Source organism: Terracoccus luteus (genome assembly GCF_003635045.1).
Classification (GTDB): domain Bacteria; phylum Actinomycetota; class Actinomycetes; order Actinomycetales; family Dermatophilaceae; genus Terracoccus; species Terracoccus luteus.
The window spans coordinates 1258788-1272463 of the sequence record NZ_RBXT01000001.1; the positions used below are offsets into that span (position 1 = coordinate 1258788).

Below are 13676 nucleotides of genomic sequence, written 5' to 3' on the forward strand. Positions count from 1 at the left end.
CGATAGGACGCGGGCGCCGCGGCCGCCGACGCGTCCACACCGCTCAGGGCACCGTCAGAGCTGCACCCGGTACACGTGGTACGCAGTCTCGTCGGCGAAGGTGTCGGTGAAGGTGTGGCCCCTCGCCGGCAGGGTGCGGTTCTCGCCGACGACGACGACGCGCCGGCCCGTGACGCCCGGCGGGAGGGTGAAGGTGCGGGTGCCGTGGCCGCCGTCCTGCGCCATGGCGAAGACGTAGGCGGCGCCGCGGTGCACCTTGAGCATCGTGTCGGTGCCCGGTCCGAAGCTCCAGACGAACGACCGGGTGTTGATGACGGGTGCGAGCGACTGGAGGAAGTGGTTGAACTCGCCGACGGCGGCCACGTTGGCGGCCCCGCACGAGCTCGGGTCGACCCGGGCGTCGCGGAACGCGTCACCGCTGACGCAGTCGCTGACGTCGGCCTGGTCGGGCGCCTGCGAGAACCACATGAGGCCGCGGGCCTCGTGGACGACCGAGTTCATCGCGGCGGCCTTCACCTGCGCGCCCGTCGGCTGGCGGTAGCCGTTGACGCTGCCGCCGGTCGAGATGACCTCGTGCACCCCCCACAGCGGGCCCCGCTGCCCCCGCGCCCGGTTCACCTCGAGCTGGAGGTCGATCAGCTTGCCGTACGAGGAGGGCGTGCGGCACGACGTCTGCGAGATCGGCAGCCCGACGTGACCCGACGACCACGACGACACGGCCGGCACCCGGTAGCGCGACCCGACCCACTGACCGTCGTACGTCCAGTCGCACTGCGGCACCGACAGCAGGTACGCGTCGACGCTGTTGACGTCGACCGTGTCGTAGTAGTCGGTCGAGACCTTCATCGAGCGGTCGCCGGTGAGGATGCTGCCCGTCCAGTTGGCGTACGTGAAGCGACCCGTGCGGGCCACGTCGTACTGCCGGGCGAGCGCGCGCATGTGGGCGAGGCCCTCCTCGACCTCGTAGCGACCGTCGACCTCGTCGTCGAGCAGCGTCCCCACCTGCACCCGTCCGCCCCTCGCGGGCTGCCCCTGCGGCGTGAAGAGCGTCGACATGCGGGCGGCCGCGAGCCCGTCGTACGTCGTCTCGGGGTTGCACTGGGCGTAGGTGTTGATGCCGTGGGCCTTGTCGAAGACGTACTGGTCGGGGTTGCACGAGCCGTACCAGAGCGCCGTCGGGAAGAACGATGCGCGGTCCCACCCCGCGCGGTGCGCCTCGGGGAAGCGCGACCAGTACGCCGAGCCGCCCTCCCACGGCACGCGGGGAAGGTGGAGCACGGACCGGGTGCCCGCCACGGACGCCTCGCCCGCCTCGACCGGCACGGCAGGTGCAGCCGCCACGGCGCCGCCCGATGCGATGGCGGCGGCCACGAGCGCGCCACCGATGGTCACCAGGCCGTGTCGTCGCCTCATCTGCCCAGTGTCCGCCTTGTCGGGTTCTCCGGCCACCCCAGTCGACGGGTGGGTCGGGTGGGTCGACTGGGTCACCGACGCCGGATGCCGGTCGCCTCGTCCCCCTGCACGGCCCGTCCCAGCGAGGCCAGGGCCACCCCGGCGCCGCGGTCGTGCACGAACGCGGCGAAGGCGGCGACCGTGGGGTCGCGGTACGGGTCGCGCACGACGGCGCCGATCGTGCGCCGTGCCCGAGGGTGCTGCAGACCGACCGGGACCACGTCGTGCGACGCCGCGAAGGCGGGCAGCACGGCGACACCGAGACCGGCACCGACGAGACCACGGGCGGTGTGCACGTCCTCGGCCTCGAAGGCGATGCGCAGGGGGATGCCGGCGTCAGCCCAGATCTCCTCGACCCGGCCGCGCAGGCCGTAGCCGGCCTTGAGCACGATGAGCTCGTCGTGGCCCGACGACACGAGCTCGGTCACCGAGACCGACCGTTGCACAGGCGAGTTTGCAGCAGCAGCCCCGGCGAGCGGGTGCTGCCGGTGCACGGCGACGACGAGCGGTTCGTCGTAGAGCACGGTGGCGCTGCCACCCCCGACCTGCGGCGGGGACGCGACGAGGGCGACGGTGGCACGCCCCGACGTGAGGTCGTCGAGCGCCTTCTGACGCGAGCCCTGGGCCAGCTCGAACCGGGCGTGCGGGTGCACCTCCCGGAACGCGCGGATCAGCGCGGGGACGACCGTCTCGCCGAGCAGGGTCTGGAACGACAGCGAGACCGTGCCGTGGCCCTCCCGGCGGGCTCGGGCGACGCGCTCGACGGCGCGCTCGAGCCGAGCCAGCCCCTCCTGCGCGTCGGGCAGCAGGGCCTCCCCGGTGGGCGTCAGCGCGATGCCTCGGCCCCGGCGCTCGACGACCGGGGTGCCGAGCAGGTCGCCGAGGCGCGCCAGCCGGCGGCTCACCGTGGGCTGGGGGAGCCCGAGCACCGCCGCCGCGGTCGTGACCTGACCGACCTCGGCCACGGTCACGAGGACGGGGAGCAGCGCGAGCACGTCGCGGGTCCGGCGATCCATGACGACAGCGTATGAGCGGGGGACGTCTCATGCATTAGTGCTCTGCGACGGGGTCGGCCTAGCGTCGCCCCATGACCTCGACCAGCCCGGCCGCCTCCTCCGCCGCGGATGCCCGGGGCCGGTCGGCCGAGGAGGGCTGGCAGGGTCACCTGCCGCGCAGCCGGGACTACCGGCGCATCCTGCTCGGGCTCGGGGCCGCCGGTCTCGCCACCTTCGCGCAGCTCTACTCGCCCCAGGGTCTGCTGCCGACGCTGGCCCGCGGGCTCGAGGTCTCGGCGTCGGACGCCGCGCTGTCGGTGTCGCTCGCCACCCTCGGCGTGGCCCTCGCCGTGCTGCCCTGGTCGTGGGTGGCCGACCGCGTCGGACGGCTGCAGGCCATGCGCGCCGCGATCGTCGCCGCCACGGTGCTCGGCGTGCTCGTCGCCCTCGCGCCGTCGCTCGAGGTGCTGCTCGCCCTGCGGCTCGTCGAGGGGATGGCCCTCGGTGGGCTCCCCGCCCTCGCCGTCACGTACCTGCACGAGGAGGTGCACGGGTCGCACACGGCCGCGGCGGCGGCGGCCTACATCAGCGGCACCACCCTCGGCGGGGCCGCCGGTCGCCTCGTCGCCGGCCCGTTGGCCGGTCTCGTCGGCTGGCGCGGCGCCCTGCTCGCCGTCGCGGCGTTGTGCGCCGTCGCCTCGGTCGCCTTCCTGCGCCTCATGCCGACCGCCCGGGGCCACCGCGCGACCGGCGCCACCGCACGGACGGTGCTGCACGGCATCCGGACCAGCCTGCGCGACCCGGTCCTGCTCGCCCTCTACGCGCAGGGCGCCCTGCTCATGGGCGCGTTCGTCGCCGTCTACAACTACCTCGCCTTCCGCCTCGAGGGGCCGGAGTTCGGGCTGCCGGCGAGCGTCGCGTCCCTCATCTTCGCGGCCTACGCCGCCGGCACCGTGTCGTCGCGCTCGGCCGGCCGATGGGTCGGGCGCACCGGCCGGCGCACCATGGTGCTCGCCTCGACGGGTGCCGTCGTCGTGGGCGCACTGGTGACGCTCAGCTCGCCACTGCCGCTCGTGGTCGTCGGGCTGCTCGTCTTCACGGCCGGCTTCTTCGCCGTCCACGCCACGGCCTCGGCGTGGGTCGGGGCCCGCGCCACCACGGGTCGCGCGCAGGCCACCGCCCTCTACAACGTCGCCTACTACAGCGGCTCCGCCGTCGTCGGCTGGGCGCTCGGCTACGCGTGGACGGCGCTGGGCTGGCCCGGCGTCGTCGCGTCGGTCGTCGGGCTCGCCGCCGTGGCCGCCGTCGTGGCGGTCAGGACCCTTCCGGCCGGTCGCTGAACGCCTCGGCGGGGAGGTCGCGCTCGTCGTCGGCGATGGCCGCGACGATGCGCGCGGCCACGGCATCCGGTGCGAGACCCCGTGGCAGCCTGGGCGCCTCACCCGCGACGGGGCGGGTGGCGAGGCCGGTCTCGGTGTGCGGGGGGCGCACGTCGAGCACCCGCACCTTGCGGCGGCGCAGCTCGGTCGCCGCGGCGGCGTCGAACGCCGTGAGCCCGGCCTTGGCGGCGCTGTAGGCGGCCATGCCCGGCATCGCCTTCTCCGCCACGACGGCGCTGACCTGGGCGATGAAGCCGCCCTCCGGCAGCACCGCGGCAGCCGCGCGCACCAGGCGCACCGGCGCGACGAGGTCGAGCAGCAGCAGCTCGTCGAGGGTGTCGTCGTCGAGCTCGGCGGCCGGGCCGAAGGCGACGACGCCGGCGGCGTTGACGACACCGGTGAGCGGCGCCGCGCCGTGGGCTGTCTCGACCGCCTGGCCCGGCCCGGGCGGAAGCGTCAGGTCGACGGCCACGGTCGTGACGACCGAGTCGCCCAGCTCGTCGGCGAGGGCGGCCAGCTTCGACCCGTCGCGAGCGGAGAGGGAGACGCGGGCGCCCGCGGCGACGAGCCGTCGCGCGATGGGCGCCCCCAGTCCGCCGGTGGCGCCGAGGACGAGGACGTGGGCGGAGGCGAGGTCGGTCACCTCGTCATCATGTCCGATGCGGCGTCACGGGGCGCGACCCGCGGACCGCGCCGGCCGGCGTCCGCCCAGACTCGCCGGGTCCCTACTCGCGAGTCGCCCCCGCGGGGTGGAAGGCTGCGGGGGAGGCGCCCCGGTGGGCGCCGGCCCGATGGGGTGCGACGACAAGGAGTGCTGCCCGAATGATCTCGCGGATCGCGATCGTCAACCGCGGTGAGGCGGCCATGCGCCTCATCCACGCCGTCCGAGACCTCAACGCCGCCGCCGGCCCCGACGGGGGCCACCGCATCGAGACGGTCGCGCTGCACACGGAGGGCGAGCGGCGGGCGATGTTCGTGCGCGAGAGCGACCACGCCTACGACCTCGGCCCGGCGTCGGCCCGGCCGTACCTCGACCACGCCGTGCTCGAGCGCGCCCTGAAGGAGAGCGGCGCCGACGCGGCCTGGGTGGGCTGGGGCTTCGTCGCCGAGGACCCCGCGTTCGCCGAGCTCTGCGGGCGCATCGGCATCACGTTCATCGGTCCGAGCCCCGAGGCGATGCGCCAGCTCGGCGACAAGATCGGCAGCAAGCTCATCGCCGAGGAGGTCGGGGTGCCGGTCGCCCCGTGGAGCCGCGGCGGGGTCGACACCCTCGAGGACGCGAAGGCCGCGGCGGCCCGCATCGGCTACCCCCTCATGCTCAAGGCGACCGCCGGTGGTGGCGGTCGCGGCATCCGTCGCGTCGACTCCGACGCCGACCTCACCGACGCCTACGAGCGCACCCGCGACGAGGCCGAGCGGGCCTTCGGCTCCGGCGTCGTCTTCCTCGAGAAGCTCGTCACCGGAGCGCGGCACATCGAGGTGCAGGTCATCGCCGACGGGCAGGGCGAGGCGTGGGCCGTGGGCGTGCGCGACTGCTCGGTGCAGCGCCGCAACCAGAAGGTCATCGAGGAGTCGGCCTCCCCGGTCCTCGGCCCCGAGCAGGAGCAGGAGGTGCGCGAGAGCGCCGAGCGCCTCGCGATCGCCGTCGGCTACGCCGGCGCCGGCACCGTCGAGTTCCTCTACCACCCGGGCGACCGCTTCTTCGCCTTCCTCGAGGTCAACACCCGCCTGCAGGTCGAGCACCCCATCACCGAGGTCGTCACCGACACCGACCTCGTCAAGCTGCAGATCCACGTCGCGAACGGCGGCCGCCTGAGCGACCTCCCCGACGGCCGGCCCACCCTGCGCGGCCACGCCGTCGAGGCCCGGCTCAACGCCGAGGACCCCGACCGTGACTTCGCGCCCTCGCCCGGCCGCATCGCACTGCTCGACTTCCCGGCCGGTCCCGGCATCCGGGTCGACACCGGTGTGGCGGAGGGCGACTCGATCCCCGCCGACTTCGACTCGATGATCGCCAAGATCATCGCCTCCGGCCGTGACCGCGACGAGGCGCTGGCCCGGCTGCGGCGCGCGCTGTCGGAGACGACCGTCGTCATCGAGGGGGGCGCGACGAACAAGAGCTTCATCCTCGACCTGCTCGCCCAGCCCGAGGTCATCGACGGCTCGGCCGACACCGGCTGGATCGACCGGGTCCGCGCCGAGGGCCGCCTCGTCAGCCACCGGCACTCGGGCATCGCCCTCGTCGCCGCGGGCATCGAGGCATACGAGGATGCCGAGGCGATCGAGCGGGCGCGCCTGCTCGCGTCCGCCCGGGGCGGGCGCCCGCAGGTGCAGCACGCGGTGGGGCGCGCCATCGACCTCAAGCTGCGCGGCACGGCGTACAAGGTCATGGTGCTGCGCACCGCCGGCGACCGGTACCGCGTGTCGATCACGAACGGTGGCGACGCCCACGTCGTCGAGGCGCGGCTCGACCGCATCGACGAGTACAACGGCCGCATCGAGGTCGAGGGCCGCACCCACCGCCTCGTCACCGCGACCCACGGGCCCGTCCACCTCGTCGAGGTCGACGGCGTGACCCACCGCGTCTCGCGCGACGAGGGCGGCGTCGTGCGCTCGCCCGCACCGGCCCTCGTCGTCGCCGTGCCGGCCGCGGTGGGCACCGAGGTGCCCGCCGGCGCCCCGGTGCTCGTGCTGGAGTCGATGAAGATGGAGACGGTGCTGCCCGCGCCGTTCCCGGCCCGGGTGCGCGAGCTGCTCGTCAGCGTCGGCAGCCAGGTCGAGACCGGTGCCCCGCTCGTGCGGCTCGAGCCGACGGGGGAGGCCGACGAGGCCGCCGACGCCGCCGCCGGCGAGGGGGTCGACCTCGACCTGCCCGAGAGCGACCCCGCGTCGTGGTCGGCCCGGGAGCGGGCCCGCCGCGGCATCGCCGACCTGTCGGCCGGCGTGCTCGGCTTCGACGGCGACCCGGCGGGCGACCGCCAGGTGCTGGCCGGCTACCTCGCCGCGCGCGACGAGCTCGCCGCCTCGGGTGAGGTGCCGATCGAGCGCGAGATCGCGGTTCTCGGCCTCGTCACCGACTTCGCCGAGCTGAGCCGCAACCGGCCGGCCGCCGAGGAGCAGCACACCGAGCTGCTCGTGCACAGCCCGCGCGAGCACTTCCACACCTACCTGCAGAGCCTCGACGCCGACCGTGCCGGCCTCCCGGCCGACTTCCGCGACAAGCTCGCCCGTGTCCTCGGGCACTACGGCGTCAGCGACACCGAGCGCACCCCGCAGCTCGAGGAGGCCGTCTTCCGCGTCTTCCTCGCCCAGCAGCGCTCGACGCCGGAGGTGCAGGTCGCGACGGCGGTGCTGCAGCGGTGGCTCACCGAGCCGGTACCCCCGGCGCCCCTCGACACGATGGCGCGCGAGACCCTCGACCGCCTCGTCGTCGCCACCCAGCTGCGCTTCCCGCTCATCGGCGACCTCGCCCGCAGCGTCCGCTTCCGGTGGTTCGAGCAGCCGCTGGCCGAGGCCGACCGCGAGAGCGTCCTCGCGGGGGTGCACGACAGCCTCGAGGCACTGGCCGCCGACCCCGACTCGCCCGAGCGGGCCGCTCGCGTCGACGAGCTGGCCGCCATCCCCGAGCAGATCGTGCGCTTCCTCTTCGAGCGCCTGCACGCGGCGGCACCGGGCCGGCCCGAGCAGGAGCCGATGCTCGAGGTGCTCATCAAGCGCCACTACCGCGAGCACGACCTCCAGGGACTGCGCACCTTCCGGTCGGGCGAGCGGCCCTTCGCCGTGGCCGACTACACCCTCGACGGGCGCCCGACGCACCTGACGAGCACCGTCGGCTCCGTCGACGAGCTCGTCGCCGGCAGCGACCTCGTCGAGGCCGTGACGAACGAGGTGCGGTCGCGCCCGGAGGGCTCGCAGGCGGTCGTCGACCTCTACCTGCGCTGGCCCGACGAGCCGGCCGGCGCCGACGAGGCGAGCGAGCGGCTCGCCGCCCTCGTCGGTCGGCTGCCCTTCGCGGCCGACGTGCGCCGGGTGGCCGTCGCCGTCAACGGCGACCCGTCACGCCCCGTCGACTACCTCACCCTGCGACCGAGCGACGACGGCCTCACCGAGGACCGGCTCGTGCGCGGCGTGCACCCCATGGTCGGGCGCCGCCTCAACCTCTGGCGCCTCACCTCGTTCGACATCACGCGCCTCGACGCGCCCGACGACGTCCTGCTCTACGAGTGCGTCGCCCGCGACAACCCCGACGACCGCCGCCTCGTCGCCCTGGCCCAGGTGCGCCAGATCGTCGTCGTGCGCGACGAGTCGGGGCAGGTCTCGGGCCTGCCGCAGGTCGAGCGCACCATCGCCGGCTGCCTGGAGGCGATCCGCCGCGTGCGGGCCTCCCGCGGGGCCAAGGCCTCCAAGCTCGACATGAACCACGTGTGGGTCTCGATCTGGCCGACCATCGAGGCCGACCTCGGCCAGCTGACCGCCCTGCAGGGCAAGATCGCCCCGCTCACCGCGGGGGCGGGCATCGAGGAGGTGCTCGTGCAGGCCGACGTCGCCGGCGCCGCGGGCGACTCGCCGGCCCCGATCGTGGGCCGCTTCTCGTACCAGCCGGGTTCGGGGGTCGTCGGGACGGTGGGGCCGCCGCCCACCGAGCCGCTCGCACCGCTCGACGACTACACCTCGAAGGTCGTGCGCGCCCGCCGTCGGGGGCTCGTCTACCCCTACGAGCTGCAGTCGATGATCGCCGGGCCCGACGGCACCGTCAGCGAGCACGACCTCGACGCCACGGGTGCGCTCGTGCCCGTCGAGCGGCCGCTCGGGCTCAACAAGGCCGGCATCATCGTCGCCGTCGTCACCACCCCGACCGCCCGCCACCCGCAGGGGGTCACGCGGGTCGTGCTGTCGGGCGACCCGCTGCGCTCGCTCGGGTCGGTGGCCGAGGCCGAGTGCGCCCGCATCATCGCCGCGCTCGACCTCGCCGAGTCGATGCAGGTGCCGCTGGAGTGGTACTCGCTGTCGGCGGGAGCCCGCATCTCGATGGACTCCGGCACCGAGAACATGGACTGGGTCGCCCGGGCTCTGCGCCGCATCATCGAGTTCACCCAGGCCGGCGGCGAGATCAACATCGTCGTGGCCGGCATCAACGTCGGCGCCCAGCCGTACTGGAACGCCGAGGCGACGATGCTCATGCACACCAAGGGCATCCTCGTCATGACCCCCGACAGCGCCATGGTGCTGACGGGCAAGCAGTCGCTCGACTTCTCGGGCGGCGTCAGCGCCGAGGACAACTTCGGCATCGGCGGCTACGACCGCGTCATGGGCCCGAACGGCCAGGCGCAGTACTGGGCGCAGGACCTCGCCGGCGCACGCGAGACGCTCATGGCGCACTACGAGCACGCCTACGTCGCACCGGGGGAGTCGGGCCCGCGCCGGGTGCCGACCACCGACCCGAGCGACCGCGACGTGACGACCTACCCGCACGACCTGCCCGACTCGGGCTTCACGACGGTCGGCGACATCTTCTCGGCCGAGACCAACCCCGACCGCAAGAAGCCGTTCGACATCCGCACCCTCATGCGCGCGGTCGCCGACCAGGACCACGAGCCCCTCGAGCGATGGGCCGGGATGGCCGACGCCGAGACGGCCGTGGTGCAGGACGCCCACCTCGCCGGCATCCCGGTCTGTCTCATCGGCATCGAGTCGAAGTCCGTTGCGCGACGGGGCTTCCCGCCCACCGACGGGCCCGACACGTACACCGCGGGTACCCTCTTCCCGCGGTCGTCGAAGAAGGTCGCGCGGGCAGTCAACGCCGCCAGCGGCAACCGTCCGCTCGTCGTGCTCGCCAACCTCTCGGGCTTCGACGGCTCACCGGAGTCGATGCGCGCGCTACAGCTCGAGTACGGCGCCGAGATCGGCCGCGCCATCGTCAACTTCGACGGCCCGATCGTCTTCACCGTCGTCTCGCGCTACCACGGCGGCGCCTTCGTCGTGTTCTCCAAGACCCTCAACGAGAACATGACCGTGCTGGCCGTCGAGGGCTCGTTCGCGTCGGTGCTCGGCGGGGCCCCGGCGGCGGCCGTGGTCTTCGCCCGCGACGTCGACGCCCGCACCGCCTCCGACCCGCGCGTCACCGACCTCGAGGCGCAGGTGTCGAGCAGCTCGGGCCTCGACCGGGCCCGCCTCGCGGCCGAGCTCGCCGAGCTGCGGTCGTCGGTGCGCTCGGAGAAGCTCGGCCAGGTGGCGTCGGAGTTCGACCGGGTGCACAGCATCCACCGGGCCGTCTCGGTCGGCTCGGTCGACGCCGTCGTCGACCCGCACGAGCTGCGCCCGCGCATCATCGACGCGGTCGAGGCGGGCCTGGCCCGCCGGGGCTGAGCTGCCGGGCTGGCCCGCCCCACCACCGACCACCGACACCCGGCGCCGACGCGCGCCGGGTGTCGGTGGTTAGGTGGGCTCATGCGCGTCACTCACCTCGGACATGCCTGTCTCCTCGTCGAGGCGGCCGACCGCCGCATCCTCGTCGACCCCGGCAACCTCTCGCCCGCGTGGCACGACCTCGAGGGCCTCGACGCCGTGCTCGTCACGCACAACCACCCCGACCACCTCGACCTCGAGGCGGCTGCCCGGATGCTACGGGCCAACCCCGGCGCCGCCGTGCACACCGACACGCTGTCGGCGCAGAAGCTGGGCGAGCAGGGGCTCGACGTCACCCCGACGTCCGCCGGTGAGGCCTTCACCGTCGGCGACGTGTCGGTGACGCCGGTCGGCGAGCTGCACGCGTTCAACCACGAGGCGATGCCGCGCATCCCCAACGTCGGCTACGTCCTGCGCGCCGACGGCGAGCCGAGCCTCTTCCACCCGGGCGACGCCTACGACGCCGACCCCGGCGAGGTCGACGTGTTGGCCCACCCGCTGAGCGCGCCGTGGGCCGCGAGCCGCGACTCGATCGCCTTCGTCGCGCGCATCGCCCCGTCGAGCTTCCTCCCGGTGCACGACGCGCTGCTCTCGCCGGTGGGCCGCACGATGTACGCGACCCACGTGCAGAACTTCAGCGGGGTCGACGACCTCACCTACCACGACCTGCACGACGGCGAGTCGGCCACCTTCTGACGGCATCCGCCGCCCCGCCCGACCCGGGAGACCTCCGCCGGGTCGGGCCCGGTCACCTCACGTCGAGGCGAAGAAGGATGCCGGTCCGCTGTCGGGGGTGCGGCCCTCGCGCCACGTCGTGGCCGGGTCCGCACCCGGGTCGTCCGGGTCGGTCGGTGCCGCCCCGGGCAGACCCGTCAGGGTGCGGTCGGCGCTGACGAGGGACGGGGTGCCGGGCGGCGCCCCGTCGGCCCCCCGCAGCACGAGGCGCGGGGCGGCGGTGCTGCCGTCGTCGGCCCCCGCGTACGGGGCCAGGGCGACGAGCCAGTACGAGCCCGCCGCCTGCACCGTGACACCCCGGTCGAGCAGGACCGTGTTCCACGCGCCCGGCACGACGGAGTCGGTCGACGCCGTGCTGAGCAGCGCACCCGGGCGCCCGTCGTCGTCGGCGTAGATCCCGACGCGGAGGCCGCGGGCCGTGGTGGACCGGTCGACGAACACCCGCGCACGCCACACGGGGTCGGCACGGTTGGCCGGGTAGCGGAAGGCGGTGGCCACGCCGGCCGCCATCCCGATGCGTCGCGTCGTCACCGTCGTCGCACCGAGCGGGGGCACGGCCGGGGCGGCGGCGCTGCCACCCACGGCGATGGCGAGGGTGTAGTTGTCCCCGCCCGCGACGGCGGTGTAGCGGCCCTGCTGCTCACCGGTCGGGCCGCCCGAGAGCACGAGCCGCCCGTACGGGCCGAGCAGGAAGCCGCTCGTCTGGGCCGCCGACGCGGCGACGACGGGGGCGTCGAGGGGGCCGACGGGCACCTCGCCGGTGACGCCCCACAGGCGCACCGTGCCGTCGGCGCGCACCCCGATGATGCGGGCGCGGTCGGTCGAGACGCTCGTCACCGAGTCCCACCGCTCCAGGGCGAGGCCCGTCGAGTAGCTGCGCCAGCTCGGCCCCCAGCCGACGACGCTCCCGTCGGCGCGGGCCACCACGGCGTACTCGTCGCCGATCGAGACGGACACGACGTCGGTGAGGTCGGCCGGCGCCGCCATCGCCTCGGTCAGGGCCCGGCACGTCGCGCCGGTCGAGCCCCACGTGCGCACGGTGCCGTCGGCCCGCAGCGCGAGGGCCACCCCGCACGTCGTGACCGTGGGCGGTCCGCCGTCGGGGTCGCGCACGGCCTTCTGCGTGCCGCCGGCGTCGACGGCGACCACGGGGCCGAGGTCCGGGGGCAGGGTCGTCACGCCGCCGCTGCCCCAGGGCACGAGGCTGCCGTCGGCCCGCAGCGCGAGGGCGAAGCCGGCCCCGACCCCGACGTCGACGACGTCCGAGAGGCCCGCCGGCGGCTGCAGACGCACGGGGTAGCGCGACCCCCAGCCGACGACGGTGCCGTCGGACCTGACCGCCATCGCCGTGTTGCCACCGGCCGCGAACGACGTGGCGTCGAGCTCGACGGCGTCGCGCAGCCCGGCCGGCGGGTTCATCGCGTAGTCGGGGCCGACGTACCCGGGCAGCAGCTGCACGGGCCCCGGCCCGGCGCTCGGCGCAGGAGGCAGGTCGGACCGCGGCGCGAGCACGGCCAGCACCTGGTCCGACCCGCCCGACACCGCCTGGAAGCGTGGCGCCCCTGGCGGGGTGGCGCAGCCCGGCAGGCACGCGACCGAGCCGTCGTCGCGCAGGGCGGCGACCTGACGGCCGGCCGAGGCGGCCCGGACCCCCTCGAGGGTGGGAGCGCCCGCCTCGCCCCAGACGCCCCAGCCGACGAGACGCCCCGAGGCGTCGACGCCCACGGCGTGCTCGCCCTTCGCCGAGACGGAGGTCATGTCCTGCCACGTCGCGGGGTCGACGCCGTCGGCGGCCGCGAGGCCGGGCCCCCAGCGGACGACGGTGCCGTCGTCACGCAGCGCGAGCACGACGGTGTCGCCGGCGCTCACGGCCCGGATGCCGGCCAGCCCCTCGGGCACGTCGTACTCGTCCCCCAGCCCGGGGCACGTCGCCGAGGCGGCCCCGCCCCAGCGCACGACGGTCGTGTCGGCCCGGACGGCGTAGGCCACGCTGCAGGCGGTGTCGTCGGTCAGGCGCCCGCCCACGGCCACGGCCGTGACCGGGCCGAGGTCGTCGGGCACCGCGGTGACCCCGCTGCCGGGGTCCCCCCAGGCCACGACGCCGCCGTCGGAGCGCACCGCCAGGGAGCTGCCGCCGGCCGTGTCGACGGCGACGACGCCGGTGAGTCCGTCGGGCACGCTCGTCTGACCGTGACCGTCGTCGCCCCAGCCCACGACCGTGCCGTCTGCCCGCAGCGCGAGGGCGCTGTCGTGGCCCGGCGCGTCCGTCGAGGCGAGAGCGACGGCGTCGACGAGGTCGGTCGGCGGGGTCAGCGCGCCCGAGGTGACGACGCGTCCGGGTGTGACGTCGGGCCGGGTGAGGGGCGTGGCGTCCGACCCGTCAGCGACGGCCGCGCCGGGCGCGACGGGCGACAGCGCACCGCAGAGGGCCAGGGCGAGCACGGCGGCACCGAGCCGGCGCACCCCGGTCGGGGCCCGACGTCTGTCCCGCCGACGGGCGCCTCGCCCGCGGCGCCCGCCGACGGAGGGCGGGGGCACGGGCCCGGGCGCAGACGGCGTCCGTGACGGACGGGGGACGTGGACGGCGGCGTTCATGGGGCCTCATCTCACCGGCGGGGGGCCTGCCCGGCCCGCGACGACGCGGGTCGACTGCGCGAGAGCGTACCGACGGCATGCGGCCGCGGGGCCGGAACGGGAGCATCCGACCGGA

General features: G+C 75.2%; 7 protein-coding genes. 3 read left to right on the forward strand and 4 right to left on the reverse strand.

The features are described 5' to 3' along the window. Positions 1-54: 54 nt before the first annotated feature. Both DFJ68_RS05795 and DFJ68_RS05800 read right to left on the reverse strand, forming a co-directional pair. Positions 55-1413 (reverse strand): hypothetical protein, encoded by a 1359-nt coding sequence (locus DFJ68_RS05795; protein WP_245963488.1) that lies wholly within the window; start codon positions 1411-1413, stop codon positions 55-57. Positions 1414-1484: 71 nt separating this feature from the next. Next, entirely contained in the window at positions 1485-2468 is a 984-nt protein-coding gene (locus DFJ68_RS05800; RefSeq protein ID WP_121031786.1) for a LysR substrate-binding domain-containing protein, read from the reverse strand. A gap of 71 nt (positions 2469-2539) precedes the next feature. Between DFJ68_RS05800 and DFJ68_RS05805 the strand changes: the two genes are divergently transcribed. After that, positions 2540-3787, forward strand: coding sequence for an MFS transporter (locus DFJ68_RS05805; RefSeq protein ID WP_121031788.1), 1248 nt, complete (start codon positions 2540-2542; stop codon positions 3785-3787). Here the strand turns inward: DFJ68_RS05805 and DFJ68_RS05810 are convergent. Beyond that, complete coding sequence (locus DFJ68_RS05810; protein ID WP_121031791.1) at positions 3762-4469, reverse strand: SDR family NAD(P)-dependent oxidoreductase; 708 nt, start codon at positions 4467-4469, stop codon at positions 3762-3764. The two genes, DFJ68_RS05805 and DFJ68_RS05810, sit on opposite strands and share 26 nt — an antisense overlap. Before the next feature lie 179 nt (positions 4470-4648). Between DFJ68_RS05810 and DFJ68_RS05815 the strand changes: the two genes are divergently transcribed. Both DFJ68_RS05815 and DFJ68_RS05820 read left to right on the forward strand, forming a co-directional pair. Beyond that, on the forward strand, positions 4649-10192 hold the full coding sequence (locus DFJ68_RS05815; protein ID WP_121031793.1) for an ATP-binding protein: 5544 nt from the start codon (positions 4649-4651) through the stop codon (positions 10190-10192). Between the two features lie 81 nt (positions 10193-10273). After that, entirely contained in the window at positions 10274-10927 is a 654-nt protein-coding gene (locus DFJ68_RS05820; RefSeq protein WP_121031795.1) for an MBL fold metallo-hydrolase, read from the forward strand. Between the two features lie 57 nt (positions 10928-10984). Here DFJ68_RS05820 and DFJ68_RS05825 read toward each other — a convergent pair whose 3' ends face one another. Then, positions 10985-13408: an RCC1 domain-containing protein gene (locus DFJ68_RS05825; RefSeq protein WP_147431517.1), complete on the reverse strand. Its 2424-nt coding sequence runs from the start codon at positions 13406-13408 to the stop codon at positions 10985-10987. Positions 13409-13676: the final 268 nt, after the last annotated feature.